We start from the raw sequence: 25,709 nt of genomic DNA, 5'->3' as shown, positions 1-25,709 counted from the left end.
GAACAATCCTTGCTTTTCGAAATACGCAGCCCACTACCCCGGCGCTGCGTCAGGCGAAGCTCCTACCCGGAGCGACGCACATGCAATTCGGAGATACACAATGTCTACTTCCCCCGTCACGCTGATGGTTGCGCGTCGCGTCGCTGATGGCCGCTATCAGGAACTGATCGCCTGGCTGCGCGAAGGCGAACAACTGGCCACCGACTTTCCCGGTTATCTGGGTTCCGGCGTCCTGGCTCCGCCTCCCGGCGATAATGAATTCCAGATCATTTTCCGCTTCGTCGATGAACAGACTCTGCACACCTGGGAGCATTCCGCTTCGCGTACCGCGTGGCTTTCCCGCGGCAGTGATTTGTTCGCCCATCCGAAAGAACATCGAGTCAGCGGCATCGAAGGCTGGTTCGGCGCAGCAGGCGTCCGTCCCCCCCGCTGGAAGCAGGCCGTGGCAATCTGGCTGGCGTTCTTCCCGGTATCGTTGCTGTTCAACTTCGTGCTGGGCCCGCTGCTCGGGGAAATGAGCCTGCTTGCTCGCGTGTTCATCAGCACGCTGTGCCTGACACCCTTGATGGTCTACTTCTTCATCCCGCTGTCGACCCGCCTGTTGGCCGGCTGGCTCAACAGTTCTTCTGCCCGTCCGTTGCCCGGCGCGGCGTCCACGCAAAATCGCTGAAACCATCGCTCGCGTCGCTGTTATAGTTTTTGCTCTGACCTCGACGCGAGCCGTTCATGACTTCTTCCGCCGCTCCCATTCTCATCACCGGCGCCGGCCAGCGCGTCGGACTGCATTGTGCGCAGCGTTTGCTGGAGGACGGCCACAGGGTCATCTTCACTTACCGCAGTGAACGCCCGGGCGTGAAGGTGCTGAGGGATCTGGGCGCCACCGGCGTGTACGCAGACTTTTCCACTGAAGCATCCATCCTGGCGTTCATCGCCGAGTTGAAAAATCAAACCGACAGTCTGCGAGCGATCGTGCACAACGCCTCCGAATGGCTGGCGGAAAACGGCGACGGCGAAGCCGAAGCCTTCACCCGCATGTTCAATATCCACATGCTGGCGCCTTATCTGATCAACCTGCATTGCGCCGAACTGCTGCAACGGTCGAGCCCCGCCGACATCATCCACATCAGCGATGACGTCACACGCAAAGGCAGCAGCAAACACATCGGTTACTGCGCCAGCAAAGCCGGGCTCGACAGCCTCACACTGTCCTTCGCCGCGCGCTTTGCACCGTCAATCAAAGTCAACGGCATCGCACCGGCCCTGCTATTGTTCAATCCCGACGATGACGCAGCGTACCGCACCAGAGCACTGGCCAAGTCTGCGCTGGGCATCGAGCCCGGCGGTGAAGTGATCTATCAGAGCCTGCGCTACCTGCTCGATAACCCCTATGTCACCGGCACCACCCTGACCGTCAACGGCGGGCGGCACATCAAGTAAATTGCCCCGCGAGGATTCTCCATGAGCCGCTCCCTGTCCGAAAACTACCGCGAGATCCTGATCGGCCTCGGCGAGGATCCCGACCGCGAAGGCTTGCTCGACACACCCGTGCGCGCGGCCAAGGCCATGCAGTACCTGTGTCACGGCTATGAACAGAGCGTCGACGAGATCGTCAATGGTGCACTGTTCGCTTCCGACAGCGACGAGATGATCATCGTCGCCGACATCGAGCTCTACTCGTTGTGCGAACATCACCTGCTGCCCTTCATCGGCAAGGCCCATGTGGCTTATATTCCGACGGGCAAGGTACTGGGCCTGTCGAAGATCGCGCGCTTGGTAGACATGTTCGCCAGGCGCCTGCAGATCCAGGAAAACCTGACCCGGCAGATCGCCGAGGCGGTCCAGCAGGTCACCGATGCCGCCGGTGTCGCGGTGGTCATCGAAGCCCAGCACATGTGCATGATGATGCGCGGTGTCGAAAAACAGAATTCGACCATGAACACCTCGGTCATGCTCGGCGCCTTCCGCGAGTCGAGCAACACCCGCCAGGAGTTCCTGCAATTGATTGGACGGAGCAAGTAAATGCCACAACTTCAACCGGGAACGGCGCGAATCCGGGTCAAGGATCTGCGTCTGCGCACCTTTATCGGGATCAACGAGGACGAAATCCTCAACAAGCAGGATGTACTGATCAACCTGACCATCCTGTATGCCGCGCAGGAAGCGGTGCGTGACAACGATATCGACCACGCGCTGAACTACCGCACCATCACCAAGGCGATCATCGCCCATGTGGAGGGCAACCGGTTCGCGCTGCTCGAACGCCTGACCCAGGAGCTGCTGGATCTGGTAATGGTCAATGAATCGGTGCTGTACGCCGAAGTCGAGGTCGACAAACCTCACGCGCTGCGCTTTGCCGAATCGGTGTCGATCACGCTCGCGGCAAGCCGCTAAGCTTCAAGCTTCACGTGGCAAGCTGTAAACTTTGCCCGTCGCCATCCATCTTGCAGCTCAAAGCTTGCCGCTCACAGCTGTCTCGCAGAGACTTCCATGACCGAACAACAACGCCTCGAACTCGAAGCCGCCGCCTTCCGCCGTCTGGTCGCCCACCTGGACAGCCGCAAGGACGTGCAGAACATCGACCTGATGAACCTCGCCGGGTTCTGCCGCAACTGCCTGTCCAAGTGGTACAAGGCCGCCGCCGACGAGCGCCAGATCGAGGTCAGCCTCGACGACGCCCGTGAAGTGGTTTACGGCATGCCGTACGCCGACTGGAAAGCCCAATATCAGCAAGAAGCCAGCGCCGAACAACAAGCGGCGTTCGCCAAGGGAAAACCCAATGAGTGATCTGAACACCCTGCGCGCCAGCCTCAAGAGCGGCGAACACGTTTTTGCCGACACCCTGGCCTTCATCTCTGCCGGGTACGACTACCAGCCTCAGGCGTTCAACAACGGCGGCGTGGAAAACGCAGCCGGGCAGAACGAAGGTTCGTGCAAGACTTTGGGTCTGGCGCTGCTGGAAGGCTTGAGCGACGAAGAAGCGCTGCTGGCGTTCGGCGAACACTACCGTTCGGTCGTGGCAACGCCTGAAGGTAGCGATCACGGCAATATCCGTGCGTTGATCAAGCATGGTCTGGCCGGCGTGAAGTTCGACGCGCAACCGCTGACCCGTCGCTGATTCCCGAGGGAATCGCAGGTGCAAAAAAACCGGCCAATAGGCCGGTTTTTTTTACCGGATCGTTCCCACGCGGAGCGTGGGAACGATCATGTCGCGTTGTCTTCGATCTTAGAACGAAGCGTTCTGCAGACCGTCCAGATAACGCTCGGTGTCCAGTGCCGCCATGCAGCCGGCGCCGGCCGAGGTGATGGCCTGACGGTAAACGTGGTCGGCCACGTCGCCGGCGGCGAAGATGCCTTCGACGCTGGTCGCGGTGGCATTGCCATCACGGCCGCCCTGAACCACCAGATAACCGTCCTTCAGCTCCAGCTGACCTTCGAACAGCGAGGTGTTCGGGGTGTGGCCGATGGCGATGAACACTCCGTCGACCTTGATTTCGTCGAAGCTGCCGTCGTTGTTCTTCAGACGCGCACCGGTCACGCCCATGTTGTCGCCCAGCACTTCGTCCAGGGTCGCGTTCAGTTTCAGCTCGATCTTGCCTTCGGCCACACGGGCGTTGAGCTTGTCGATCAGGATCTTCTCGGCGCGGAAGGTCTCCCGACGGTGGATCAGGGTGACCTTGCTGGCGATGTTGGCCAGATACAGGGCTTCTTCGACAGCGGTGTTGCCGCCACCGACCACAGCCACCGGCTTGTTGCGATAGAAGAAACCGTCGCAGGTCGCGCAGGCCGAAACGCCCTTGCCCATGAACGCTTCTTCCGACGGCAGGCCCAGGTAACGGGCGCTGGCGCCGGTGGCGATGATCAGCGCGTCGCAGGTGTAGGTGCCGCTGTCACCGGTCAGGCTGTAAGGCTTGGAAGCGAAGTCCACGGCGTTGATGTGATCGAACACGATCTCGGTTTCAAAACGCTCGGCGTGCTCGCGCATGCGCTCCATCAACACCGGGCCGGTCAGGCCATGGACGTCGCCCGGCCAGTTGTCGACTTCGGTAGTGGTGGTCAGTTGACCGCCGGCCTGCATGCCGGTGATCAGCAGCGGCTTGAGGTTGGCACGGGCAGCGTAGACAGCAGCGCTGTAACCGGCAGGGCCGGAACCGAGAATGATCACTCGCGAATGACGGACTTCTGACATGAACCTGTCTCCTGTTGACCGGCCGATACATCAGGCGCGGACGCCGGACTGCCGGCGAGAATAAAAAAGGACTGTGGATAACCTTGGGGAAGGCGTGAGCTCGACAGTCCTGTAAAAAGTTGGGTGCAGCGTATCGAGGGGGGCAAGATTAAGGAAATACGGTTTAACAATCCAGCTCATAGGTGGTCTCTATGCCGACACACTGACGAGATGGACGTCTTTGTTACAGTGAATGTCGATCCTGCCGCCGCGCTTTCACAGCGTATGCAAAGCCGGTAAGGTCGGCGCGTTTTCCCTTGCTCGGAGCACTCTATGCCCGCCCCTGTTCTCTCCGGCCCGCAATACCTGCGCGAAGGCCTCAAACTGGTTCTCAGCCCGGGCCTTCGCCTGTTCGTGCTGCTGCCACTGGCGATCAACCTGGTGCTGTTCGTCGGATTGATCTATTTCGCCGGGCACCAGTTCAGCCTGTGGGTCGACTCCCTGATGCCGTCGCTCCCCGACTGGCTGGGCTTTCTGAGCTACATCCTGTGGCCGCTGTTCGTGGTGCTGGTGGCGTTGATGGTGTTTTTCACCTTCACCCTGCTGGCCAACGTCATCGCGGCGCCGTTCAACGGTTTTCTCGCGGAAAAAGTCGAAGTCGTGGTGCGCGGCACCGACGACTTCCCGGCCTTCAGCTGGGGTGAACTGATCGCCATGATTCCGCGCACCCTCGCCCGTGAAATGCGCAAACTGGGCTACTTTCTGCCACGCGCCATCGGCCTGTTCATCCTTTCGCTCATCCCCATGGTGAACATTGTCGCCGCGCCGCTGTGGCTGCTGTTCGGCGTCTGGATGATGGCGATCCAGTACATCGACTACCCGGCGGACAACCACAAACTGGGCTGGAACGAGATGCTCGCCTGGCTGCGCCAGAAGCGCTGGCAGAGCATGAGCTTCGGCGGGATCGTCTACCTGGCACTGCTGATCCCGGTAGTGAACATCCTGATGATGCCTGCCGCCGTGGCCGGGGCGACCCTGTTCTGGGTGCGCGAGCGCGGTGCCGAAAACCTCGTGACACAACGCTGAGCCCACGTCACAAATCCATCATCCGAACGTCACAAGCGCGACATGGCCTCAGCCGACACTGAGGTCATGACGACAGCTCTACACATCACCCTGATCAGCGAAACCTTCCCACCGGAAATCAACGGAGTGGCCAATACCCTTGGCCGCTTGTGCGACGGTTTGCGCGCACGCGGGCACCGGGTTGAACTGGTGCGGCCACGTCAGGGTGACGATCCGCAGCGCAGTGAGGACGACGGACTATTGTTATGCCGGGGCTGGCCGTTGCCGGGTTATCCGGGGTTGCAATGGGGACAGTCGTCGATGCACAAGTTGTTGCGGCGCTGGACACGTCAGCGCCCGGATGTGCTGTACATCGCCACCGAAGGCCCGCTCGGGTTGTCGGCACTGCGCGCGGCACGCCGCCTGGGCATCGCGGTGGTCAGCGGCTTTCACACCAATTTCCAGCAGTACACCAACCAGTATGGTCTTGGTCTGCTGACGCGTTTGCTGACCCACTATCTGCGCTGGTTCCACAATCGTTCGGCGCTGACCCTGGTGCCGAGCGTCAGCCAGCGACTGGAACTGGAGCGCAGGCATTTCGATCGTCTGGCGTTGCTGTCACGAGGGGTCGACAGTCAGTTGTTTCACCCGACCAAACGCCTGAATGCCTTGCGAGCGCAATGGGGGCTGAGCGAGCAGGATATCGCGGTCATTCACGTGGGACGCCTGGCGCCGGAAAAGAATCTCGGCCTGCTCAAGCGCTGCTTCGACAAACTCGCCGATGCTTATCCACAGCGCAATCTGAAACTGGTCATCGTCGGTGACGGACCGCAGCGTGTGGCCCTGGAAAAGGAATTGCCCGACGCGATTTTCTGCGGCTCGCAACGCGGCGAAGCCTTGGCGGCGCATTACGCGTCCGGTGATCTGTTCCTGTTTCCGAGCATGACCGAAACGTTCGGCAACGTCGTGCTGGAAGCTCTGGCGTCAGGCCTTGGCGTGGTGGCGTACGATCAGGCGGCGGCTGCGCAGCACATTCGCCATGGCTACAACGGTGTGCTGGCGATGCCGGGGGATGAGGAGGCATTTTGCGACGCAGCCCAGTGGCTGCTGGAAGAGAATGAAACCTTGCGCTGCATCCGACTGAACGCCCGCCAGCATGCCAGTCGGCAAGGCTGGGCGGCGATCATCGAGCAGTTTGAAAACCATCTGCAGGTGGCTTGCCGCGACATTCGCGACAAGCCCTCCGCATCGGTCAAACCAGCGTCATCAACGCCTCACGGCTGAACGGCAGAATGTCCTGCTCACGGCCTTCGCGTACTTTCTGCGCCCAGTCCGGATCCACCAGCAATGCACGGCCCACGGCCACCAGATCGAACTCATCGTTGTTCAGGCGCTCCAGCAGTTTTTCCAGGCTGGCCGGTTGCGCCACCTTGTCGGTGTTGACCATGAACTGCAGAAACTCGCCGTCGAGGCCGACGCTGCCGACAGTGATGGTCGGTTTGCCAGTCAACTTGCGGGTCCAGCCGGCCAGGTTCAGCTCGGAACCGTCAAATTCCGGCTCCCAGAAACGCCGCGTCGAGCAGTGGAAAATGTCCACACCCGCGTCGGACAACGGCTTGAGAAATTCGCCCAAAGCCTCCGGGGTTTGCACCAGACGGGCGGTGTAGTCCTGCTGCTTCCACTGCGAGAAACGGAAGATGATCGGGAAGCCCTCGCCCACCGCAGCGCGCACGGCCTGGATCAGTTCAATGGCAAAACGCGAACGGTTGGCCAGGCTGCCACCGTATTCGTCGGTGCGCTGGTTGCTGCCTTCCCAGAAGAACTGGTCGATCAGGTAACCGTGGGCGCCGTGGATTTCCACGCCGTCCATGCCGATGCTCTGGGCATCTTTGGCAGCCTGAGCGAAGGCTGCGATCACGTCCCGAATATCCTGCTTGGTCATGCCGTGCACCACGACCTGACCATCCTTGAGCTTCTCGGTCGGGCCATAACCCGGCACGCTGGCATCCGGCTCGGTACCGATGCGACGAACGCTGCCGACGTGCCACAGTTGCGGGACGATCTTGCCGCCCTCGGCGTGCACAGCGTCGACGACCTTCTTCCAGCCGGCCAGTGCCGCCTCACCAAAGAACTGCGGCACATTCGGGTAGCCATTGGACGCTCGGTGGCCGACCGTGGTGCCCTCGGTGATGATCAGGCCGACACCGGCCGCCGCGCGACGACGGTAGTACTCGATCACTTTGGAATTGGGTACACCACCCGGAGAAAACGAACGGGTCATCGGCGCCATGACCACGCGGGTCGGCAGTTCGAGGGTGCCGAGCTGGAACGGTTTGAACAAGGCTTGAACGGGCATGGGAGGCTCCACGAAAAGGTCATCGACAGACACGCGACTCATATGACGGCGATAATATGCTGAGTTACAACCCACCGATAGCACTATTGATCTGAATGATTAAGGGTCAAAAGGCAGGCAAAAAAAATCGCAGCTCGGTGGCTGCGATTTCGCGTTTCAGCTCAGGGCTTTTTCAATCGCGGTGATCACCGCTGGATCATCCGGTGCCGTGCGTGGCGAGAACCGCGCCAGCACGCGACCGTCCTTGCCGAGCAGGAACTTTTCAAAATTCCAGGTGATGTCGCCGGGAAACTCTGCGCCCTCGCCCGCCAGCAGCCGGTAGAGCTGATGGCGATCGTGACCGTTGACTTCGAGCTTCTTCGACAACGGAAAGCTCACGCCATAGTTGAGGCTGCAGAACTCCTGGATCTCCTGCTCGCTGCCCGGCTCCTGACCGGCAAACTGGTTGCACGGCAGGCCCAGCACGCTGAAGCCTTTGCCTTTGTACTGCTGATAGAGGTTTTCCAGCGCCGCGTACTGTGGGGTCAAGCCGCATTTGGAGGCGACGTTGACCACCAGCACGACTTGGCCCTTGAAGGGTGCCAGCGGTAGCTCCTGGCCATCCAGGGCTGTCAACTTAAGGTCGTGAAAAGCACTCATGACGGACTCCAGATTCCCGTGTTCTACTCGAAACAGCCACTTGGCGAGACTACCAAGGACAGCCGCGGACTAAAAAGGCGCCCTCGGGCGCCTCTCCAGTTCTCTGAGCTTAGCGCAGAAAATCAGTGGTGATGGCCACCTTCGCCATGGACGTGGCCATGAGCGACTTCTTCCTGGCTGGCATCACGGATGGCAACGACCTTCACTTTGAAGTTCAGGCGCTGACCGGCCAGCGGGTGGTTGCCGTCGACAGTGACATCGTCGCCGTCCAGGTCACGGATGGTGACGATCTGCATCTGGCCATCCGGCGCCGAAGCGTGGAACTGCATGCCGACTTCCAGTTCATCAACACCTTCGAACATGCTGCGGCTCAGGGTGCTGACCAGTTCGGCCGAGTACTCGCCGTAGGCGTCTTCCGGCTCTACGGAAACGTCCAGCTCGTTGCCGACTTCCTTGCCTTCCAGGGCTTTTTCCAGGCCCGGGATGATGTTGCCTGCGCCATGCAGGTAAACCAGCGGAGCGCCGCCGGCGGAGCTGTCGATGACCTCACCAGCGTCGTTGGTCAGGGTATAGTCAATGGAGACAGCCTTATTGGCGGCGATCAGCATGGGGCGAGACCTTTTGCATAAGAATATAGAAGGGCCAAGTTTAGCGAAGCAATCGCTCGAAAGCGAACACAACCCTGACAAACGGGATTCAACGATTACCGGCTTCCATCAGGACGAGGACGGTCACTGGGTGGCCGAGCTCTCCTGCGGCCATACCCAGCATCTGCGCCACCAACCGCCCTGGCAGTCGCGTGAATGGGTGCTGGACGCAACGCAACGTATTGAAAAAATAGGCCAACCCTTTGCTTGCGGTTGGTGCGCTCAGGGCGCGGTTAGCGCTAACCTTGACGCCTGAAAAACCGGTGGAAGGCCAGCCACAGGCCCACGCCCTTGCCATGCACCCTTAGAGAATCCGCATGCAAACTTTTTTTATCGCACCCACCGATTTTGGTGTGGGTCTGACCTCCATCAGCCTCGGGCTGGTGCGTACACTGGAGCGGGCCGGGCTGAAAGTCGGCTTCTTCAAACCGATTGCCCAGCCGCATCCGGGCGACACCGGCCCTGAGCGCTCCACCGAACTGGTGGCCCGCACCCACGGCCTGAAACCGCCACAACCGCTGGGCCTGGCTCACGTCGAACGGATGCTGGGCGACGGTCAGCTTGACGAGTTGCTCGAAGAAATCATCGCCCTCTACCAGCAGGCAGCCGTCGGCAAGGACGTACTGGTCGTCGAAGGCATGGTGCCGACCCGCAGCGCGAGCTATGCCGCCCGAGTCAACCTGCACCTGGCCAAGAGCCTGGATGCGGAGGTGATTCTGGTCTCGGCGCCGGAAAATGAAGTGCTCACCGAATTGTCCGGTCGTGTCGAATTGCAGGCGCAACTGTTCGGCGGGCCGAAAGACCCGAAAGTCCTCGGCGTGATCCTCAACAAGGTCAAGACCGACGAAAGCATGGACGCCTTCGCCGCGCGCCTGAAAGAGCATTCGCCCTTGCTGCGCAGCGGAGATTTCCGCCTGCTCGGCTGCATCCCGTTCCAGCCGGAACTCAACGCCCCGCGCACCCGTGACGTCGCCGACCTGATGGGCGCCCAGGTACTCAATGCCGGCGACTACGAAACCCGGCGCATGACCAGAACCATCATTTGTGCACGCACGATGCGCAACACCGTGGACCTGCTCAAGCCTGGCGTGCTGGTGGTAACGCCCGGTGACCGCGACGACATCATCCTCGCCGTCAGCCTCGCGGCCATCAACGGCGTACCGCTGGCCGGCCTGCTGCTGACCAGCGATACCCTGCCCGATCCACGCATCATGGACCTGTGCCGTGGCGCGTTGCAGGCCGGTCTGCCGGTGTTGTCGGTGAGCACCGGTTCCTACGACACCGCCAACCTGCTCAACGGCCTGAACAAGGAAATTCCCGTCGATGACCGCGAGCGCGCCGAGATCATCACCGATTTCGTCGCCAGTCATCTGGATGCCAACTGGTTGCATCAGCGCTGCGGCACGCCGCGGGAAATGCGCCTGTCGCCGGCGGTGTTCCGCTATCAATTGATTCAACGTGCGCAGGCCGCCAACAAGCGCATCGTCCTGCCCGAAGGCAGCGAGCCGCTCACCGTGCAGGCGGCGGCGATCTGTCAGGAACGCGGGATTGCCCGCTGCGTGTTGCTGGCCAGACCGGCGGATGTCGAAGCCGTGGCTCGCGCGCAGGGCATCGAGCTGCCGCCGGGACTGGAAATCCTCGACCCGGACCTGATCCGCGAGCGCTATGTCGAGCCGATGGTGGCCCTGCGCAAGAGCAAAAGCCTCAACGCGCCGATGGCCGAGCAGCAACTGGAAGACACCGTGGTGATCGGCACCATGATGCTGGCGCTGGATGAAGTCGACGGGCTGGTCTCCGGCGTCATCAACACCACCGCCAATACCATCCGTCCGGCCCTGCAACTGATCAAGACCGCGCCGGGCTGCACGCTGGTGTCGTCGGTGTTCTTCATGCTGTTCCCCGAAGAAGTGCTGGTCTACGGCGACTGCGTGATGAACCCGCACCCGAGCGCTGCCGAACTGGCCGAGATCGCCCTGCAAAGCGCCGACTCGGCCGCCGCATTCGGCATCACGCCACGAGTAGCGATGATCAGCTACTCCAGCGGCGAATCAGCCACCGGCGAAGAAGTCGAGAAAGTCCGCGAAGCCACCCTGCTCGCCCACGAACAACAGCACTCACTGCTGATCGACGGGCCGCTGCAGTATGACGCCGCCGCCAACGAAACCGTCGCCCGGCAACTGGCCCCGAACAGCCCGGTGGCCGGTCGTGCCACGGTCTTCGTGTTCCCCGACCTGAACACCGGCAACACCACCCACAAGGCCGTGCAACGCAGCGCCGACTGTGTGAGCCTCGGCCCTATGCTGCAAGGCCTGCGCAAACCGGTGAACGATCTGCCGCGCGGCGCGCAGGTCGACGACATCGTCTACACCATCGCCCTGACCGCGATTCAGGCTGCCAACCGACCTCTGGATATCTGACCCGATGCTGGCTTTTCTCCCTGCTCCCTTGCGTGGCGTGATCGCCGCGCTATTGTTGGCGCTGAACACGATCCTGCTGTGCTCGTTCCTGTTTCTCGTGGCGCTGATCAAAGTGCTGCCGTTCGACCTCGCACGCCGCGCCTCGCGCTGGTTGATGAGCCACACCCACGAAGCCTGGATCAGCAACAACAAGGGCTGGATGAACCTGGTGCGCCGTACCCGCTGGCACCTCAGTGGTCTGCAGGGCCTGAACTACCGGCACTCGTACCTGATCACCAGCAATCATCAGAGCTGGGTCGACATTCTGGTGCTGCAATACGTGCTCAACCGGAAAATTCAGCCGCTGAAATTCTTCCTCAAGCAGGAACTGATCTGGGTCCCGGTCATCGGTCTGGCGTGGTGGACGCTGGGCTTTCCGTTCATGAAACGCTATTCGAAAGCCTATCTGGAAAAACACCCGGAAAAGAAAGGCAAAGACTTGGAAACCACCCGCAAGACCTGCGCGAAATTCCGCGACAACCCGGTAGGCATCTTCAACTTCGTCGAAGGCACACGCTTCACCGAAGGCAAACACGCGCAGCAGCAGTCACCGTTCAAATACCTGCTCAAGCCCAAGGCCGGCGGCATTGCATTCGTGCTGGACGCGATGGGCGAACAGCTGGAATCGATCGTCAACGTGACCATCCACTATCCGGGTGGACGCCCTGGTTTCTGGGATTTGCTATGCGGCAACGTGCGGGACGTGGTGGTGCATTTTGAAGAACTGAAAATCCCGCCACAGTTCATCGGCAAAAACTACGACCAGGACGGCGAATACCGCCTGCAATTCCAGGGCTGGATCAACCAGCTGTGGCAGGACAAGGATGCGTTGCTGGAGCAGATGCATCGCGAGTATCCGAACCAACGCTGATTACCCTGAGGGTCCTCCGACAGAAACAGGCCGGTCTCCGCCCCTCACCATTCAACACAATGAGCGTTAGCTCGAGTACCGCTTTTGACGTACCAGCCCCTTCGGCAGGCTGAGTGGAGGGATTCATCCGGGGGTGGGCGCGTAGCGCCGTTTGGCGAAGCCAAACACATCGAGAGGAGGTGCAGCGAAGCAAACCGTAGGCGATGCCCCCGGATGAATCCCGGAACGAAGGAACCCAGAGCCCCAGCGAGGGGCCGTACGCCGGGGCCAAGCCCTTTGGTTACTTTGGGGCGTTTGCCAAAGTGACCCGCCGTAAGGGCGGAACCGCCAGTCGCAACACCCGAAGAAACGGATATACACCCAAAACCCCAAGAGCATGGCCGGCCCGAAGGCCGCCACCGCCAGCAGACCAACTCCCAAATCCCAAGCCAGCCACAAAAGAAAAACCCGCCGATAATCACTCATCGGCGGGTTTTTCATTTCCAGCCAACGCTTAAATCGCGCCACGCTTGCGCAGCAGATCCAGCACTTGCTTCACACCCTCTTCCAGCGACAGCGACTGGGTATCGATCACCAGATCAGCATCCAGCGGCACGTCATACGGGAACGACTCACCCGGAATATTATCGCCACCCGCAGCATACAAACCTTGCGGATCACGCTCAGCACACACAGTCGGCGAAGCCTGGACATAAACCGTCAGCAGACGCTCCTTGCCAATCAGGTCCCTGGCCTGTTCACGCCCTTCGGCACTCGGCGCCACGAACGCGGCAAGCGTCAGCAGACCGGCTTCGTTGAACTGACGCGCCACGTGCGCGGCACGACGCCAGTTCTCGGTGCGACCGGCGCGATCCTGCGGCAGACCTTTGTTCAGGTCCTGGCGCAGGTTCTGGCCATCAAGTACAAACACCGCACGCCCCATGTCGAACAGCTTGCGCTCGACCGCGTAGGCCAGCGTGCTCTTGCCCGCGCCGGACAGGCCGCTGAACAGCACGGTGGCCGGTTGTTGACCGAAACGCTGGGCGCGCTCGGTAGTCGCTACATGGGCCAGTTTGCCGTGATGGGTGGCGGTGCCATGGGCCAGCGGCTGGGCGACGATCATGCCGGCGCCGACGGTGCCGTTGGTCAGGCGGTCGATGACGATGAACGCGCCGGTGGTGCGGTTGCTGTCGTAACCGTCGAGGGCGATCGGCGCATCGAGCGCGATCTTCACCTTGCCGATTTCGTTGAGCTGCAACGCGCTCGCCGGGCCTTCTTCGAGGGTATTGACGTCGACCTTGTTGACGATGCTGGCGATGGAGCCCGGCACGTAACTGGTGGCGCGCTTGATGTCGTATTTCTTGCCCGGCAGCATCGGCTCTTCAGCCATCCACACCAGCATCGCTTCGAAGCTGTCGGTCACTGGCGGTACGTTGTCGGCGTGTACCAGCAGGTCGCCACGGGAAATGTCGATTTCGTCTTCCATGGTCAGCGTCACCGCCTGACCCGGGCCTGCGTGTTCCAGTTCACCTTCGAAGGTAACGATGGATTTCACGCGGCTGCTCTTGCCCGATGGCAGGACCACGACTTCGTCGCCCTTCTTGACGATACCGCTGGCCAGGGTGCCGGCAAAACCACGGAAGTTCAGGTTCGGACGGTTGACGTACTGCACCGGGAAACGCAGGTCGGTGAAATTGCGGTCGCCCGACACTTCCACGGTTTCGAGGATTTCCATCAGCGACTGACCGGTGTACCACGGCGAGCGCTCGGACTTGTTCACCACGTTGTCGCCCTTCAAGGCGGACATCGGCACGAAGTGCAGGCTCGTAGGCTGCATCTTCAACCCTTCGGCGAACTTCAGGTAGTCGGCCTTGATCGACTCGAACACGCCCTGATCGAAGCCCTTGAGGTCCATCTTGTTGATGGCGACAACGATGTGTTTGATGCCCAGCAGCGAGGCGATGAAGCTGTGGCGACGGGTCTGGGTCTGCACGCCGTAGCGGGCGTCGACCAGGATGATCGCCAGGTCACAGGTGGACGCACCGGTGGCCATGTTGCGGGTGTACTGCTCATGGCCGGGGGTGTCGGCGATGATGAATTTGCGCTTGGCGGTGGAGAAATAGCGGTAGGCGACATCGATGGTGATGCCCTGCTCACGCTCGGCCTGCAGGCCGTCAACCAGCAATGCCAGGTCGATGTCGTCACCGGTGGTGCCGACTTTCTTGGAATCGCGGGTGATGGCTTCGAGGTGATCTTCGTAGATCATCTTCGAGTCGTGCAGCAGGCGCCCGATCAGGGTGCTCTTGCCGTCATCGACGTTACCGCAGGTCAAAAAGCGCAGCAGCTCTTTACGTTCGTGCTGGCCCAGGTAGGCGAGGATGTCCTCGCTGATCAAATCAGATGCGTGCGACATGACAGCCCCTTAGAAATAGCCTTGACGTTTCTTGTCTTCCATCGAGCCTGCGCCATCGTGGTCGATGACACGGCCCTGGCGCTCGGAAGTTCGCGTCAGGAGCATTTCCTGAATGATGTCCGTCAGGCTTTCGGCCTCGGACTCCACCGCGCCCGTCAACGGGTAGCAGCCAAGGGTACGGAAACGCACTTTCTTTTTGACGATGCGTGCCTTGTCCTCGTCGGACAGGTGCTCGAGGATGCGCTCGTCGTCGATCATGATCAGTGTGCCGTTCTTCTCGATCACTTCGCGTTCGGCGGCGAAGTACAGCGGCACGATCGGGATGCCTTCGAGGTAGATGTACTGCCAGATGTCCAGCTCGGTCCAGTTCGACAACGGGAATACGCGGATGGATTCGCCCTTGTTGACCTTGCCGTTGTAGACGTTCCACAGCTCCGGACGCTGGTTTTTCGGATCCCAGCGGTGCTTGCTGTCGCGGAACGAGTAGACGCGCTCCTTGGCGCGGGACTTCTCTTCATCGCGACGGGCACCACCGAACGCGGCATCGAAACCATGCTTGTCGAGTGCCTGCTTCAGGCCCTCGGTCTTCATGATGTCGGTGTGTTTGGCGCTGCCGTGGGTGAACGGGTTGATGCCCTGCGCAACGCCATCCGGGTTGACGTGGGTGATCAGATCCAGACCCAGTTCCTCAACCATCTTGTCGCGGAACTTGTACATCTCCTGGAATTTCCAGCGAGTGTCGACGTGCATCACAGGAAACGGCAGTTTGCCCGGGAAGAACGCCTTGCGTGCCAGATGCAGCATCACGGCGGAGTCTTTACCGATGGAGTACAGCATCACCGGATTGTCGAACTCGGCGGCCACCTCGCGGATGATGTGGATGCTTTCCGCCTCCAGCTGTTTCAGATGCGTCAGTTTGTCGACCATGGCTACTCACGAAAGCTTTCTTATGAACGGCCAGCGGGCCGTGTTCGAGCGAGGAATCCTAGCACAGCGTCATTCTTCTAATCAGGGCGCAGACTAGAACGAAAGAGCATATGAATATGCCCGCCCGTTCGGGTGCTTTCAGGGAAAGTCAGATCGGATTCGGGCAGTCGATGAAAATGTGTTCCAGGGCAAAACGCTTCGCCAGATAGTCACCCAAAGCCTGCACGCCGTAGCGCTCGGTGGCGTGGTGGCCGGCGGCGATGAAGCTGATGTCGTTTTCCCGGGCGCTGTGGAACGTCTGCTCGGAGGCTTCACCGCTGAGGAACAGATCGACGCCGGCGGCAATGGCGTTGTCGATGTAACCCTGACCGCCGCCGGTGCACCAGCCGACCCGACGGATCATCGCACTGCCTTCGACCAGCAGCGGCTCACGACCCATGCGCTCCTGCACGCGACGGGCGAAATCGCGGGCGGTCACCGGTTCGTCCAGTGAACCGACCAGCCCGACGATCTTGAGGTTGTCCGGGTCCAGCGGTCCTTCGACGGTGATGTCGAGTTGACGGGCCAGTTGCACGTTGTTGCCGACGTCCGGATGCAGATCCAGCGGCAGGTGATAGGCCAGCAGGCTGATGTCGTGCTTGAGCAGGGTTTTCAGGCGTCGCTGCTTCATGCCGGTGATGCACGGGTTCTCGCCTTTCCAGAAATAACCGTGGTGCACCAGGATCAGATCGGCCTCGGCTTCGACGGCGGCATCGAGCAACGCCTGGCTGGCGGTGACGCCGCTGACAATGCGCATCACCTGCGGACGGCCCTCGACCTGCAGGCCGTTGGGGCAATAATCGGCAATTTTTGCACTGCCAAGATAGCGGTCGGCTTCTTCGACCAGGGTACTGAGGGCAACGGCCATAAAAGACTCCTGAAAATCCCGTTCAGAGGCGCGCGCGGCCTCGTATAATGCGCGACATTATGGGCGGTCTGACCCCGCCTGCAACTTTTCCAGGACGTGCTTAATGCTCAAGGCCCTGCGTTTTTTCGGTTGGCCGCTGTTGGCCGGCGTGCTCATCGCTCTGTTGATTATTCAGCGTTACCCGCAGTGGGTCGGGCTACCCAGTCTCGACGTCAACCTGCAACAGGCTCCACAGACCACCAGCGTGCAACAGGGGCCGGTGTCCTATGCCGACGCGGTCGTCATTGCCGCGCCGTCGGTGGTCAACCTCTACACCACCAAAGTCATCGCCAAACCGGCACATCCGTTGTTCGAGGATCCACAGTTCCGCCGCTTCTTCGGTGACAACTCGCCGAAACAGAAGCGCATGGAGTCGAGCCTCGGTTCCGGCGTGATCATGAGCCCCGAAGGCTACATCCTGACCAACAACCACGTGACCAGCGGGGCCGACCAGATCGTCGTGGCACTCAAGGATGGTCGTGAAACCCTGGCGCGGGTGATCGGCAGCGACCCGGAAACCGACCTGGCGGTGCTGAAAATCGACCTGAAAAACCTGCCGGCGATCACCGTCGGTCGCTCCGACAACATCCGCATCGGCGACGTCGCACTGGCCATCGGCAACCCGTTCGGGGTCGGCCAGACCGTGACCATGGGTATCATCAGTGCCACTGGCCGCAACCAGCTGGGCCTGAACAACTACGAAGACTTCATCCAGACCGACGCGGCGATCAACCCAGGCAACTCCGGTGGTGCGCTGGTGGATGCCAACGGCAACCTGACTGGCATCAACACGGCGATTTTCTCCAAGTCCGGCGGCTCTCAGGGCATCGGCTTCGCGATCCCGGTAAAGCTGGCAATGGAAGTGATGAAATCGATCATCGAGCACGGCCAGGTGATTCGTGGCTGGCTGGGGATCGAAGTACAACCGCTGACGCAGGAACTGGCCGAGTCGTTTGGCCTGTCCGGACGTCCGGGGATCGTGGTCGCGGGGATTTTCCGCGACGGCCCGGCACAGAAGGCCGGCCTGCAACTGGGCGACGTGATCCTGAGCATCGACGGTGAACCGGCCGGCGATGGCCGCAAGTCGATGAACCAGGTAGCGCGGATCAAACCGACCGACAAGGTCACCATCGAGGTGATGCGCAATGGCAAGGAGTTGAAGCTGACTGCGGAAATTGGTCTGCGTCCGCCGCCTGCTCCGGTCAAGGAACAGCAAGAAAACTGAAGCGAAAAAAAGGGGGAGCGAATTCGCTCCCCTTTTTTCGCCCGCTGATCAGAGGTCGCCGAGACCGTCGATCAACGCCTGATTCTGCTCCGGCGTACCGATCGAGATCCGCAGAAACTGGGCAATCCGCTCCTGCTTGAAGTGGCGCACGATCACACCCTGCTCACGCAGTTTGGCCGCCAGCCCTGCCGCATCGTGTTGCGGATGCCGGGCGAAAATGAAGTTCGCTGCTGACGGCAGCACTTCGAAGCCTTTGGCCTGCAACTGGGCAACCACCCACTCACGACTCTCGATGACCAGCGCGCAGGTCTTGTCGAAGTATTCGCGATCCTCGAACGCTGCCGCCGCACCGACATTCGCCATGCGGTCCAGCGGGTAGGAGTTGAAGCTGTTCTTGATTCGCTCCAGCGCTTCGATCAGGTCCGGATGGCCGACCGCCAGACCGACCCGCAGGCCCGCCAGCGAACGGGATTTGGACAGGGTCTGGGTCACCAGCAGGTTTGGATAACGGTCTACCAGGCTGATCGCGGTTTCACCGCCGAAGTCGATGTAGGCCTCGTCGACCACCACCACTGAATCCGGACTGCCCTTGAGGATCTGCTCGACGGCTTCCAGCGCCAGCAGGCAACCGGTCGGCGCGTTCGGGTTGGGGAAGATGATCCCGCCGTTCGGTTTGGCGTAGTCCGCCGGGTTGATCCGGAACTGTGCGTCCAGCGGCACCGCATCGAACTGGATGCCATACAGGCCGCAATAGACCGGATAGAAGCTGTAGCTGATGTCCGGAAACAGGATCGGCTGATTGTGTTGCAGCAGGCCGTGGAAGATGTGCGCCAGCACTTCGTCCGAGCCATTGCCGAGGAACACTTGATTGCTCTGCACGCCGTAGTATTTGGCAACGGCGTTTTTCAGCAGGTCGCTGTTCGGGTCCGGGTACAGACGCAGGTTGTCATTGAGTTCGGTCTGCATCGCGGCCAGGGCTTTCGGCGATGGGCCGTACGGGTTTTCATTGGTGTTGAGTTTGACCAGACGGGTCAGCTTCGGCTGCTCGCCCGGCACGTAAGGCACCAGATCCTTGACGAACGGGCTCCAGAATTTGCTCATGTTCAGTTCCCCTTCACTTCGTCTTTGATGCGGTACTCGGCGCTGCGCGCGTGGGCGCTCAGGGATTCGCCACGGGCCAGGATCGAGGCGGTCTTGCCCAGCTCGGAAGCACCGGCCTCGGAGCAGAAGATGATCGACGAGCGTTTCTGGAAGTCGTACACACCCAGCGGCGAGGAGAAACGCGCTGTACCGGACGTCGGCAGCACGTGGTTCGGACCTGCGCAGTAGTCGCCCAGTGCTTCGCTAGTGTGACGGCCCATGAAGATCGCGCCGGCGTGGCGGATCTGTGGCAGCCAGGCCTGCGGATCGGCGACCGACAGCTCAAGGTGTTCCGGGGCGATGCGGTTGGCGACTTCGATGGCCTGGGCCATGTCACGTACGTGAATCAGAGCGCCTCGGCCATTGATCGAGGTTTCGATGATGTTGGCGCGATCCATGGTCGGCAGCAGTTTGTCGATGCTGGCGGCGACCTTGTCGAGAAATTCCGCGTCCGGGCTGACCAGAATCGCCTGGGCGTCTTCGTCGTGCTCGGCCTGAGAGAACAGGTCCATGGCGATCCAGTCCGGATCGGTCTGGCCGTCGCACACCACAAGGATTTCCGACGGGCCGGCGATCATGTCGATACCGACCTGACCGAACACGTGACGCTTGGCGGTGGCGACGTAGATGTTGCCCGGGCCGACGACCTTGTCCACCTGCGGCACGCTTTCAGTGCCATAAGCCAACGCGGCAACCGCCTGGGCGCCTCCGATGGTGAACACCCGGTCAACGCCGGCAATGCAGGCTGCTGCCAGCACCAGTTCGTTGACCTCGCCACGCGGGGTGGGCACTACCATTACCACTTCGGTGACGCCAGCGACCTTGGCCGGAATCGCGTTCATCAGTACCGAAGACGGATACGACGCCTTGCCTCCCGGCACATACAGACCGGCGCGGTCCAGCGGCGTGACCTTCTGGCCCAGCACCGTGCCGTCGGCTTCGGTGTAGCTCCAGGAGTCCTGCTTCTGTTTTTCGTGGTAGCTGCGAACGCGGGCAGCGGCTTTTTCCAGCGCTTCGCGTTGCGCCACGCTGATGCGGGTCAAGGCCAGTTCCAGGCGCTCGCGCGGCAGGATCAGATCCGCCATCGAGGCGACTTCGAGGCCGTCGAATTTCTGCGTGAATTCGACCAGCGCTGCGTCACCGCGCTCGCGCACAGCCTTGATGATGTCCAGCACTCGCTGATTGACCGAGTCGTCAGACACACTTTCCCAGCTCAGCAGATGATCCAGATGATGCGCGAAATCCGGATCAGCAGCGTTGAGTCGGCGAATTGCAGTCGGTGCGGTCATAGCGAGAGCCTCATAGGAATGGCGGAAAACTCAGGCGCCCGAAACTACCATTCGATCCGCTTGGGCACCTGAGAATTCTGGCTATGAGGCGGATAGACGGCGCGACACAGGGTCGCGCAGGTACATCAGCCGCGGTGTCGAGACTCCACTGCCTTGCGCAGTGTGTCGATCAACGCCTGGATCCGGGCGTGTTGCATTTTCATCGAAGCCTTGTTGACCACCAGGCGTGAACTGATCGTGGCGATCAGTTCCTGAGGTTCCAGACCGTTGGCACGCAGGGTGTTGCCAGTGTCGACCACGTCGATGATCTTGTCGGCCAGACCGATCAGCGGCGCCAGTTCCATCGAGCCATAAAGCTTGATGATGTCGACCTGGCGGCCCTGTTCGGCGTAGTAACGCTTGGCGACGTTGACGAATTTGGTGGCGACACGCAGACGGCCCTTGGGCTCGACGGCACCGACCTTGCCGGCGGTCATCAGCTTGCACCGGGCGATCTGAAGGTCCAGCGGCTCGTACAGACCCTGGCCCGTGTACTCCATCAGCACATCCTTGCCGGCAACGCCGAGGTCGGCCGCGCCATGCTCGACATAGGTCGGCACGTCGGTGGCGCGCACGATCAACAGGCGTACGTCTTCCTGGGTCGTGGGGATGATCAGCTTGCGGCTTTTGTCCGGATTCTCGGTCGGCACGATGCCCGCTTCAGCGAGAAGCGGCAGGGTGTCGTCAAGGATGCGGCCCTTGGACAGTGCGATGGTCAACATGGGAAACGTCAGTCCTTATCAAGGTACTCATGTCCGGTCGCAATCGGCGCCGGACATACATCGAGGGTGTCACCACCCCCGATCGAAACGAATTCAACGGACACTTCCCTGTGTCCCGATGCAGCGACTAGCCCGGAACGCGACGGATCTTCGCGCCCAGCATCTGCAGTTTTTCCTCGATGCACTCATAACCACGGTCGATGTGGTAGATGCGGTCGATCAGCGTATCGCCTTCGGCCATCAGCGCCGAGATCACCAGGCTGGCCGAAGCCCGCAGGTCGGTCGCCATCACTGGCGCGCCCTTGAGCAGCTCAGCGCCGGTCACGATGGCGGTATTGCCTTCAACCTGGATTTTGGCGCCCATGCGGTGCAGTTCGTACACGTGCATGAAGCGGTTTTCGAAGATCGTCTCGATCACCGCACCGGTGCCTTCGGCAATGGCATTGAGCGAGATGAATTGCGCCTGCATGTCGGTCGGGAACGCCGGGTAAGGCGCAGTGCGCACGTTGACCGCCTTCGGGCGCTTGCCGTGCATGTTCAGCTCGATCCAGTCTTCACCGGTGGTGATTTCTGCGCCGGCTTCACGGAGCTTTTCCAGGACGGCTTCGAGGATGGTCGGATCGGTGTCCTTGACCTTCACGCGACCGCCGGTGACCGCTGCGGCCACCAGGTAGGTGCCGGTTTCGATACGGTCAGGCATGACCTTGAAGAAGGCCGAACCCAGGCGCTCGACGCCATCGATGGTGATGGTGTCGGTGCCGGCACCGGACACCTTGGCGCCCATGGCATTCAGGAAGTTCGCCAGGTCGACCACTTCAGGCTCGCGGGCGGCGTTCTGCAATACGCTGCGGCCCTTGGCCAGAGCGGCGGCCATCATGATGTTCTCGGTACCAGTCACGCTGACGGTATCAAAGAAGAAGTGCGCACCGCGCAGACCGCCTTCGGGGGCCTTGGCCTTGATGTAACCGCCTTCGACGTCGATGATCGCACCCATGGCTTCCAGGCCACGGATGTGCAGATCCACCGGACGCGAGCCGATGGCGCAACCGCCTGGCAGGGCGACTTCGGCTTCACCGAAACGGGCGACCATCGGGCCAAGCACCAGGATCGACGCCCGCATGGTTTTCACCAGTTCGTACGGAGCGACCAGGGTCTTGATGGTGCGCGGGTCGATTTCGACGCTGAGCTTCTCGTCGATCACAGGCTCGATGCCCATGCGACCGAACAGCTCGATCATGGTGGTGATGTCGTGCAGGTGCGGCAGGTTGCCGACGGTGACCGGACCATCGCACAGCAGGGTGGCGGCCAGGATTGGCAGGGCGGAGTTCTTCGCCCCGGAGATGCGGATCTCGCCATCAAGACGAGCGCCACCGGTAATAATCAATTTATCCATAAGAATCTCGACGCCCTAGGGCTCAGGTGCGCTCGGCCCAGGCCGCGCTGCTGAAAAATTTCATAGTGACCGCGTGGATGCTGCCATCGGCGATCCAAGGGTTCAAATGGGCATAGATGCTCTGCTGACGCTTGACCGGGCTCAACGCTGCCAGTTCATCGCTAATCACGTTCAGCTGAAAGTTGCAGCCTTCGCCTTCGACTTCCACCTGCGTTCCTGGCAACTTCCCTTCAAGGAAGCTCTTCACTTCTACGGCCTGCATGCTCAACCTCAATCGGCGCCCTGTGCGCACGGGTCGGACATCATACAAAAAAGCCCCGCGCCTGCGAACCCCGCTGCGCAGGACTCTGACGGGGGGCTTGCTTGCAGATGCGGGTTCAGGGTTGCGCCAACAGCTCGGTCAGTTCGCTGACCTGAGCAATTTCACGCATGTCTTCGGGCATCTCGCGAATGCTGACGGTCTTGCCGGCGGCTTTCGCATCTCGAATGAAGCACAGCAGCAACGACAGACCGACACTGCTGGACTTCTCCACTGCCGAGCAGTCGATCACCAATGCCGGGGCATTGCACGACTTGATCAGCGCCCGGCCCTGCTCCCGAAGGCCGGGGCCGGTGCGATAATCCAGCACGCCAGTGAGCTGCAGCACACTGGCTTCGTCCAGACGAACGGCCGACTCGGTCATTGGGCAGGCTTCTCTTGTTTCTCGGCGGTCTGCTTGGCCTTGGCCACTTCCCCGGCCCAGCCGTTGATGGTCTTGTCCAGGTCGTTGCCGTTGCGCTGCATCGCGTCGGCGAACTGATCACGGAACAGCTTGCCGATGTTGATGCCGTTGATGATCACGTTACGCAGTTTCCACTCGCCGCTGATCTTCTCCAGCGTGTACTGCACAGGATAGATCGCGCCGTTGTTGCCCTTGACGGTCATGCCGACACTGGTGCGGTCGCCCGATTCATCCTTCGGCGCATCGACGGTGATGCCCTGGTTGTTGTATTCCAGCAAGGCGTTGCCGTAGAACTGGAACAGGCCGCGCTTGAAGTTTTCCTGAAAGGTCTGCATCTGCGCCGGGGTGGCCTTGCGCGAATACTTGACCGTCATGATGCTTTTGGAAATGCCTTCGGCATCCACCACCGGCCCCACGATGCTGTTGAGCGCGGCGTAGAAGTCTTGCGGATCCTGCTTGTACTTCTCTTTATTGGCTGCCAGATCGGCGAGCATCCGGTTCGTGGTGTCTTGAACCAGATCGTGCGCCGATTGACCAGGCGCAGCATTTGCCAGCAGTGGCAGTGTCGCGAGCAACACCAACAGGCCACGTCGCAAGATAGAGATCATTCAAAAGCTCCTCATTTGGCGTCTTTGCTAACGGTATTGAGCAGGAATTTACCGATCAGGTCTTCCAGCACCAGTGACGACTGGGTGTCATGAATGGTTCCACCATCCTTGAGCCGGGTTTCTTCCCCGCCCACGCTGATACCGATGTACTTCTCGCCCAACAGGCCAGCGGTGAGGATAGACGCTGTGGAGTCGGTCGGCAGGTTGTCGACCTTTTTATCCACCTGCAAGGTCACCCGGCCGGTGAAACTGTCACGATCCAGATCGATCGCCGTGACCTTGCCGATGGTCACACCCGCCATGGTCACTTTGGCTCTGACCGTCAAACCGGCGATATTGTCGAAGTAGGCATAAAGCTTGTAGGTATCGGTGGTCGAAGTCGGAGACAAGCCACTGACCCGCAGAGCAAGCAGCAGCAAAGCCAGGATCCCTGCCAGCAGGAACAGGCCGACACCGATTTCCAGGGTGCGGTTTTGCATCAGAAATCTCCAAACATCAAAGCGGTCAGAATAAAGTCCAGGCCGAGCACTGCCAGCGAGGCGAACACAACGGTCTTGGTGGTGGCACGGCTGATTCCCTCGGAAGTGGGTTCACAGTCGTAGCCTTGAAATACGGCGATCCAAGTCACGACAAAGGCGAAAACGATACTTTTGATCACGCCGTTGAGTACATCGCTGGAGAAATTCACGCTGTTCTGCATGTTCGCCCAGTAGGAGCCTTCATAGACGCCCAGCCAGTCGACCGCGACCCAGGAACCGCCCCAGATGCCGACCACGCTGAAGATCATGGCCAGCACCGGCAGGGAAATGAAACCGGCCCACAGGCGCGGGGCGATGATGTACTTGAGCGGATCGACACCAATCATTTCCAGGCTGGACAACTGCTCGGTGGACTTCATGTTGCCGATTTCCGCCGTCAGCGCCGAACCGGCGCGACCGGCGAACAGCAGTGCCGTCACCACCGGGCCCAGCTCACGCAGCAAGGTCAAGGCAACCATCTGCCCCACCGCCTGCTCCGAGCCATAGCTCGACAGGATGTTGAACCCCTGCAGCGCCAGCACCATGCCGATGAAAATCCCGGAAACCACAATGATCACCAGCGACATCACGCCGACCGAGTGCAGTTGCTTGACCAGCAGGCCAAAACTGCCACCGATGCCGCCACGCCCCAGCAGGGCGTGAAACAGGAACAGGGTCGAACGACCGAATACGGCTACGGTGTCGATTCCGGCCTGGCCGAAACGACGCACGCGCTCCATTAAAGTAATTCTTCGCATCAGCGGCGCTTCCCCAGAAGATCTGCGCGGTAATCCGTCGCTGGAAAGTGATACGGCACCGGCCCGTCGGGATCACCGGTCATGAACTGACGGATCCGCGGCTCATCCGAATTCATCAGTTCGTCCGGTGTACCCTGCCCCAGTACCTGGCCATCACCGACCACGTAGATATAGTCGGCAATACTGGCCGTTTCGGCGAGGTCGTGAGAAACCACGATGCTGGTGATTCCCAGTGCGTCGTTGAGCAGACGGATCAGACGCACCAGAACCCCCATGGCGATCGGATCCTGGCCGACGAACGGTTCGTCGTACATGAGAATCTGCGGATCGAGGGCAATTGCCCGGGCCAGGGCCACACGACGCTTCATGCCGCCAGAGAGTTCATCGGGCATCAGCTCGATGGCGCCCCGCAGGCCGACCGCCTGCAATTTCAGCAGGACGATGTCGCGGATCATTTCTTCCGGCAATTGGGTATGAACGCGCAGGGGAAAGGCGACGTTCTCGAACACATCGAGATCGGTGAACAGTGCGCCGCTCTGAAACAGCACACCCATATGCTTGCGTGCATCGAACAGATCGCTGCGCGACAGCGTCGGCAGGTTCTGGCCATTGACCCAGACCTCGCCCTGCGACGGCCGCAACTGGGCACCCATCAGGCGCAGCAGCGTAGTCTTGCCACACCCGGAAGGACCCATGATTCCGGTAACCTTGCCGCGCGGGATGCGGATATCGACGTTATTGAAAATGCTCCGCGCACCGCGCTTGAAGGAGACTCCCTTCAGCTCGACCGCGTAGGCGTTATCGGCACTCATCTAAACTCCTTGCGATGCA

Annotated in this window: 29 protein-coding genes; 12 read left to right on the top strand and 17 right to left on the bottom strand. The window is 60.8% G+C overall.

Going from position 1 to position 25,709, the window contains the following annotated elements; translation table 11 throughout:
- Window positions 1-100: 100 nt before the first annotated feature.
- The 6 genes from ACK6BI_RS17830 to ACK6BI_RS17805 all read left to right on the top strand — a co-directional run bounded on the left by ACK6BI_RS17830 (window position 101) and on the right by ACK6BI_RS17805 (window position 3,115).
- Window positions 101-670, top strand: a complete 570-nt coding sequence (locus ACK6BI_RS17830) for an antibiotic biosynthesis monooxygenase (protein WP_409318077.1) — start codon at window positions 101-103, stop codon at window positions 668-670.
- A 56-nt stretch (window positions 671-726) separates the two neighbouring features.
- Complete coding sequence (folM, locus tag ACK6BI_RS17825) at window positions 727-1,437, top strand: dihydromonapterin reductase (protein WP_409318076.1); 711 nt, start codon at window positions 727-729, stop codon at window positions 1,435-1,437.
- 21 nt (window positions 1,438-1,458) lie between these two features.
- The gene (gene folE, locus ACK6BI_RS17820) at window positions 1,459-2,019 is read left to right on the top strand and encodes a GTP cyclohydrolase I FolE (RefSeq protein WP_409318075.1); all 561 of its coding nucleotides are present in this window, start codon (window positions 1,459-1,461) and stop codon (window positions 2,017-2,019) included.
- Window positions 2,020-2,391 carry a dihydroneopterin triphosphate 2'-epimerase gene (gene folX / locus ACK6BI_RS17815; protein ID WP_409318074.1) on the top strand — a complete coding sequence of 124 codons (372 nt, stop codon included), beginning with the start codon at window positions 2,020-2,022 and terminating at the stop codon, window positions 2,389-2,391.
- Window positions 2,392-2,487: 96 nt separating this feature from the next.
- Complete coding sequence (locus ACK6BI_RS17810) at window positions 2,488-2,784, top strand: DUF1244 domain-containing protein (protein ID WP_065261487.1); 297 nt, start codon at window positions 2,488-2,490, stop codon at window positions 2,782-2,784.
- Window positions 2,777-3,115: a HopJ type III effector protein gene (locus tag ACK6BI_RS17805; protein WP_409318073.1), complete on the top strand. Its 339-nt coding sequence runs from the start codon at window positions 2,777-2,779 to the stop codon at window positions 3,113-3,115. The genes ACK6BI_RS17810 and ACK6BI_RS17805 overlap by 8 nt, the downstream gene beginning before the upstream one ends.
- A 108-nt stretch (window positions 3,116-3,223) precedes the next feature.
- Here ACK6BI_RS17805 and trxB read toward each other — a convergent pair whose 3' ends face one another.
- Complete coding sequence (gene trxB, locus ACK6BI_RS17800; RefSeq protein ID WP_065261753.1) at window positions 3,224-4,186, bottom strand: thioredoxin-disulfide reductase; 963 nt, start codon at window positions 4,184-4,186, stop codon at window positions 3,224-3,226.
- A 312-nt stretch (window positions 4,187-4,498) separates the two neighbouring features.
- Between trxB and cysZ the strand changes: the two genes are divergently transcribed.
- Window positions 4,499-5,251 carry a sulfate transporter CysZ gene (cysZ, locus tag ACK6BI_RS17795; RefSeq protein WP_409318072.1) on the top strand — a complete coding sequence of 251 codons (753 nt, stop codon included), beginning with the start codon at window positions 4,499-4,501 and terminating at the stop codon, window positions 5,249-5,251.
- A 42-nt stretch (window positions 5,252-5,293) separates the two neighbouring features.
- Window positions 5,294-6,514 (top strand): glycosyltransferase family 4 protein, encoded by a 1,221-nt coding sequence (locus ACK6BI_RS17790; protein WP_409318071.1) that lies wholly within the window; start codon window positions 5,294-5,296, stop codon window positions 6,512-6,514.
- Here the strand turns inward: ACK6BI_RS17790 and ACK6BI_RS17785 are convergent.
- The 3 genes from ACK6BI_RS17785 to ACK6BI_RS17775 form a co-directional block, all read right to left on the bottom strand.
- Window positions 6,483-7,586, bottom strand: coding sequence for an NADH:flavin oxidoreductase (locus ACK6BI_RS17785; RefSeq protein WP_409318070.1), 1,104 nt, complete (start codon window positions 7,584-7,586; stop codon window positions 6,483-6,485). The two genes, ACK6BI_RS17790 and ACK6BI_RS17785, sit on opposite strands and share 32 nt — an antisense overlap.
- Window positions 7,587-7,742: 156 nt before the next feature.
- On the bottom strand, window positions 7,743-8,225 hold the full coding sequence (locus ACK6BI_RS17780) for a glutathione peroxidase (RefSeq protein ID WP_409318069.1): 483 nt from the start codon (window positions 8,223-8,225) through the stop codon (window positions 7,743-7,745).
- Between the two features lie 122 nt (window positions 8,226-8,347).
- On the bottom strand, window positions 8,348-8,833 hold the full coding sequence (locus ACK6BI_RS17775) for a peptidylprolyl isomerase (protein ID WP_409318068.1): 486 nt from the start codon (window positions 8,831-8,833) through the stop codon (window positions 8,348-8,350).
- Between ACK6BI_RS17775 and ACK6BI_RS17770 the strand changes: the two genes are divergently transcribed.
- The 3 genes from ACK6BI_RS17770 to ACK6BI_RS17760 all read left to right on the top strand — a co-directional run bounded on the left by ACK6BI_RS17770 (window position 8,802) and on the right by ACK6BI_RS17760 (window position 12,199).
- On the top strand, window positions 8,802-9,128 hold the full coding sequence (locus ACK6BI_RS17770; RefSeq protein ID WP_409318067.1) for a DUF3565 domain-containing protein: 327 nt from the start codon (window positions 8,802-8,804) through the stop codon (window positions 9,126-9,128). The genes ACK6BI_RS17775 and ACK6BI_RS17770 overlap by 32 nt on opposite strands.
- Window positions 9,129-9,189: 61 nt before the next feature.
- Entirely contained in the window at window positions 9,190-11,289 is a 2,100-nt protein-coding gene (gene pta, locus ACK6BI_RS17765) for a phosphate acetyltransferase (protein ID WP_409318066.1), read from the top strand.
- Window positions 11,290-11,293: 4 nt separating this feature from the next.
- Window positions 11,294-12,199, top strand: coding sequence for an acyltransferase (locus tag ACK6BI_RS17760; protein WP_409318065.1), 906 nt, complete (start codon window positions 11,294-11,296; stop codon window positions 12,197-12,199).
- A 493-nt stretch (window positions 12,200-12,692) separates the two neighbouring features.
- On the opposite strand, the gene cysN is transcribed toward ACK6BI_RS17760, so the two are convergent.
- The 3 genes from cysN to ACK6BI_RS17745 form a co-directional block, all read right to left on the bottom strand.
- Window positions 12,693-14,591: a sulfate adenylyltransferase subunit CysN gene (cysN, locus tag ACK6BI_RS17755; protein ID WP_409318064.1), complete on the bottom strand. Its 1,899-nt coding sequence runs from the start codon at window positions 14,589-14,591 to the stop codon at window positions 12,693-12,695.
- 9 nt (window positions 14,592-14,600) lie between these two features.
- Window positions 14,601-15,518: a sulfate adenylyltransferase subunit CysD gene (cysD, locus tag ACK6BI_RS17750; protein ID WP_007953546.1), complete on the bottom strand. Its 918-nt coding sequence runs from the start codon at window positions 15,516-15,518 to the stop codon at window positions 14,601-14,603.
- Window positions 15,519-15,666: 148 nt separating this feature from the next.
- A complete protein-coding gene (locus tag ACK6BI_RS17745) occupies window positions 15,667-16,425 on the bottom strand; it encodes a Nif3-like dinuclear metal center hexameric protein (protein WP_409318063.1) in 759 nt (252 codons plus the stop codon).
- Between the two features lie 103 nt (window positions 16,426-16,528).
- Here ACK6BI_RS17745 and algW point away from each other — a divergent pair, with 103 nt between their 5' ends.
- Window positions 16,529-17,689 (top strand): Do family serine endopeptidase AlgW, encoded by a 1,161-nt coding sequence (algW, locus tag ACK6BI_RS17740; RefSeq protein ID WP_409318062.1) that lies wholly within the window; start codon window positions 16,529-16,531, stop codon window positions 17,687-17,689.
- Window positions 17,690-17,737: 48 nt separating this feature from the next.
- Here algW and hisC read toward each other — a convergent pair whose 3' ends face one another.
- The 10 genes from hisC to ACK6BI_RS17690 all read right to left on the bottom strand — a co-directional run bounded on the left by hisC (window position 17,738) and on the right by ACK6BI_RS17690 (window position 25,690).
- Window positions 17,738-18,790 carry a histidinol-phosphate transaminase gene (hisC, locus tag ACK6BI_RS17735; protein ID WP_409318061.1) on the bottom strand — a complete coding sequence of 351 codons (1,053 nt, stop codon included), beginning with the start codon at window positions 18,788-18,790 and terminating at the stop codon, window positions 17,738-17,740.
- Between the two features lie 2 nt (window positions 18,791-18,792).
- Window positions 18,793-20,118: a histidinol dehydrogenase gene (gene hisD, locus ACK6BI_RS17730; protein WP_409318060.1), complete on the bottom strand. Its 1,326-nt coding sequence runs from the start codon at window positions 20,116-20,118 to the stop codon at window positions 18,793-18,795.
- Window positions 20,119-20,243: 125 nt separating this feature from the next.
- Complete coding sequence (hisG, locus tag ACK6BI_RS17725) at window positions 20,244-20,879, bottom strand: ATP phosphoribosyltransferase (protein WP_065260859.1); 636 nt, start codon at window positions 20,877-20,879, stop codon at window positions 20,244-20,246.
- A 127-nt stretch (window positions 20,880-21,006) separates the two neighbouring features.
- Complete coding sequence (gene murA / locus ACK6BI_RS17720) at window positions 21,007-22,272, bottom strand: UDP-N-acetylglucosamine 1-carboxyvinyltransferase (RefSeq protein WP_065260858.1); 1,266 nt, start codon at window positions 22,270-22,272, stop codon at window positions 21,007-21,009.
- A gap of 22 nt (window positions 22,273-22,294) precedes the next feature.
- On the bottom strand, window positions 22,295-22,534 hold the full coding sequence (locus ACK6BI_RS17715; protein ID WP_007953556.1) for a BolA family protein: 240 nt from the start codon (window positions 22,532-22,534) through the stop codon (window positions 22,295-22,297).
- A gap of 115 nt (window positions 22,535-22,649) precedes the next feature.
- Window positions 22,650-22,955 carry a lipid asymmetry maintenance protein MlaB gene (locus ACK6BI_RS17710; protein WP_065260857.1) on the bottom strand — a complete coding sequence of 102 codons (306 nt, stop codon included), beginning with the start codon at window positions 22,953-22,955 and terminating at the stop codon, window positions 22,650-22,652.
- Entirely contained in the window at window positions 22,952-23,602 is a 651-nt protein-coding gene (locus ACK6BI_RS17705) for a phospholipid-binding protein MlaC (RefSeq protein WP_409318059.1), read from the bottom strand. Before ACK6BI_RS17705 ends, ACK6BI_RS17710 begins: the two co-directional genes overlap by 4 nt.
- 11 nt (window positions 23,603-23,613) lie before the next feature.
- Window positions 23,614-24,081 carry an outer membrane lipid asymmetry maintenance protein MlaD gene (mlaD, locus tag ACK6BI_RS17700; RefSeq protein WP_065260855.1) on the bottom strand — a complete coding sequence of 156 codons (468 nt, stop codon included), beginning with the start codon at window positions 24,079-24,081 and terminating at the stop codon, window positions 23,614-23,616.
- Window positions 24,081-24,878 (bottom strand): lipid asymmetry maintenance ABC transporter permease subunit MlaE, encoded by a 798-nt coding sequence (gene mlaE / locus ACK6BI_RS17695; protein WP_065260854.1) that lies wholly within the window; start codon window positions 24,876-24,878, stop codon window positions 24,081-24,083. The genes mlaD and mlaE overlap by 1 nt, the downstream gene beginning before the upstream one ends.
- Window positions 24,878-25,690: an ATP-binding cassette domain-containing protein gene (locus ACK6BI_RS17690; RefSeq protein WP_065260853.1), complete on the bottom strand. Its 813-nt coding sequence runs from the start codon at window positions 25,688-25,690 to the stop codon at window positions 24,878-24,880. The genes mlaE and ACK6BI_RS17690 overlap by 1 nt, the downstream gene beginning before the upstream one ends.
- Window positions 25,691-25,709 lie beyond the last annotated feature (19 nt).

It is taken from the genome of Pseudomonas sp. KCJK9016 (genome assembly GCF_046231795.1).
Classification (GTDB): Bacteria; Pseudomonadota; Gammaproteobacteria; order Pseudomonadales; family Pseudomonadaceae; genus Aquipseudomonas; species Aquipseudomonas bananamidigenes.
Note: the sequence above shows the minus strand (reverse complement) of the source record. Positions and strands in the feature narration are given on the sequence as shown.

Coding starts and splice junctions, on each gene's coding strand:
- ACK6BI_RS17830 (WP_409318077.1), top strand. CDS start 101: ATGTCTACTTCCCCCGTCACGCTGATGGTTGCGCGTCGCGTCGCTGAT.
- folM (WP_409318076.1), top strand. CDS start 727: ATGACTTCTTCCGCCGCTCCCATTCTCATCACCGGCGCCGGCCAGCGC.
- folE (WP_409318075.1), top strand. CDS start 1,459: ATGAGCCGCTCCCTGTCCGAAAACTACCGCGAGATCCTGATCGGCCTC.
- folX (WP_409318074.1), top strand. CDS start 2,020: ATGCCACAACTTCAACCGGGAACGGCGCGAATCCGGGTCAAGGATCTG.
- ACK6BI_RS17810 (WP_065261487.1), top strand. CDS start 2,488: ATGACCGAACAACAACGCCTCGAACTCGAAGCCGCCGCCTTCCGCCGT.
- ACK6BI_RS17805 (WP_409318073.1), top strand. CDS start 2,777: ATGAGTGATCTGAACACCCTGCGCGCCAGCCTCAAGAGCGGCGAACAC.
- trxB (WP_065261753.1), bottom strand. CDS start 4,186: ATGTCAGAAGTCCGTCATTCGCGAGTGATCATTCTCGGTTCCGGCCCT.
- cysZ (WP_409318072.1), top strand. CDS start 4,499: ATGCCCGCCCCTGTTCTCTCCGGCCCGCAATACCTGCGCGAAGGCCTC.
- ACK6BI_RS17790 (WP_409318071.1), top strand. CDS start 5,294: ATGGCCTCAGCCGACACTGAGGTCATGACGACAGCTCTACACATCACC.
- ACK6BI_RS17785 (WP_409318070.1), bottom strand. CDS start 7,586: ATGCCCGTTCAAGCCTTGTTCAAACCGTTCCAGCTCGGCACCCTCGAA.
- ACK6BI_RS17780 (WP_409318069.1), bottom strand. CDS start 8,225: ATGAGTGCTTTTCACGACCTTAAGTTGACAGCCCTGGATGGCCAGGAG.
- ACK6BI_RS17770 (WP_409318067.1), top strand. CDS start 8,802: ATGGAGACAGCCTTATTGGCGGCGATCAGCATGGGGCGAGACCTTTTG.
- ACK6BI_RS17775 (WP_409318068.1), bottom strand. CDS start 8,833: ATGCTGATCGCCGCCAATAAGGCTGTCTCCATTGACTATACCCTGACC.
- pta (WP_409318066.1), top strand. CDS start 9,190: ATGCAAACTTTTTTTATCGCACCCACCGATTTTGGTGTGGGTCTGACC.
- ACK6BI_RS17760 (WP_409318065.1), top strand. CDS start 11,294: ATGCTGGCTTTTCTCCCTGCTCCCTTGCGTGGCGTGATCGCCGCGCTA.
- cysN (WP_409318064.1), bottom strand. CDS start 14,591: ATGTCGCACGCATCTGATTTGATCAGCGAGGACATCCTCGCCTACCTG.
- cysD (WP_007953546.1), bottom strand. CDS start 15,518: ATGGTCGACAAACTGACGCATCTGAAACAGCTGGAGGCGGAAAGCATC.
- ACK6BI_RS17745 (WP_409318063.1), bottom strand. CDS start 16,425: ATGGCCGTTGCCCTCAGTACCCTGGTCGAAGAAGCCGACCGCTATCTT.
- algW (WP_409318062.1), top strand. CDS start 16,529: ATGCTCAAGGCCCTGCGTTTTTTCGGTTGGCCGCTGTTGGCCGGCGTG.
- hisC (WP_409318061.1), bottom strand. CDS start 18,790: ATGAGCAAATTCTGGAGCCCGTTCGTCAAGGATCTGGTGCCTTACGTG.
- hisD (WP_409318060.1), bottom strand. CDS start 20,118: ATGACCGCACCGACTGCAATTCGCCGACTCAACGCTGCTGATCCGGAT.
- hisG (WP_065260859.1), bottom strand. CDS start 20,879: ATGTTGACCATCGCACTGTCCAAGGGCCGCATCCTTGACGACACCCTG.
- murA (WP_065260858.1), bottom strand. CDS start 22,272: ATGGATAAATTGATTATTACCGGTGGCGCTCGTCTTGATGGCGAGATC.
- ACK6BI_RS17715 (WP_007953556.1), bottom strand. CDS start 22,534: ATGCAGGCCGTAGAAGTGAAGAGCTTCCTTGAAGGGAAGTTGCCAGGA.
- ACK6BI_RS17710 (WP_065260857.1), bottom strand. CDS start 22,955: ATGACCGAGTCGGCCGTTCGTCTGGACGAAGCCAGTGTGCTGCAGCTC.
- ACK6BI_RS17705 (WP_409318059.1), bottom strand. CDS start 23,602: ATGATCTCTATCTTGCGACGTGGCCTGTTGGTGTTGCTCGCGACACTG.
- mlaD (WP_065260855.1), bottom strand. CDS start 24,081: ATGCAAAACCGCACCCTGGAAATCGGTGTCGGCCTGTTCCTGCTGGCA.
- mlaE (WP_065260854.1), bottom strand. CDS start 24,878: ATGCGAAGAATTACTTTAATGGAGCGCGTGCGTCGTTTCGGCCAGGCC.
- ACK6BI_RS17690 (WP_065260853.1), bottom strand. CDS start 25,690: ATGAGTGCCGATAACGCCTACGCGGTCGAGCTGAAGGGAGTCTCCTTC.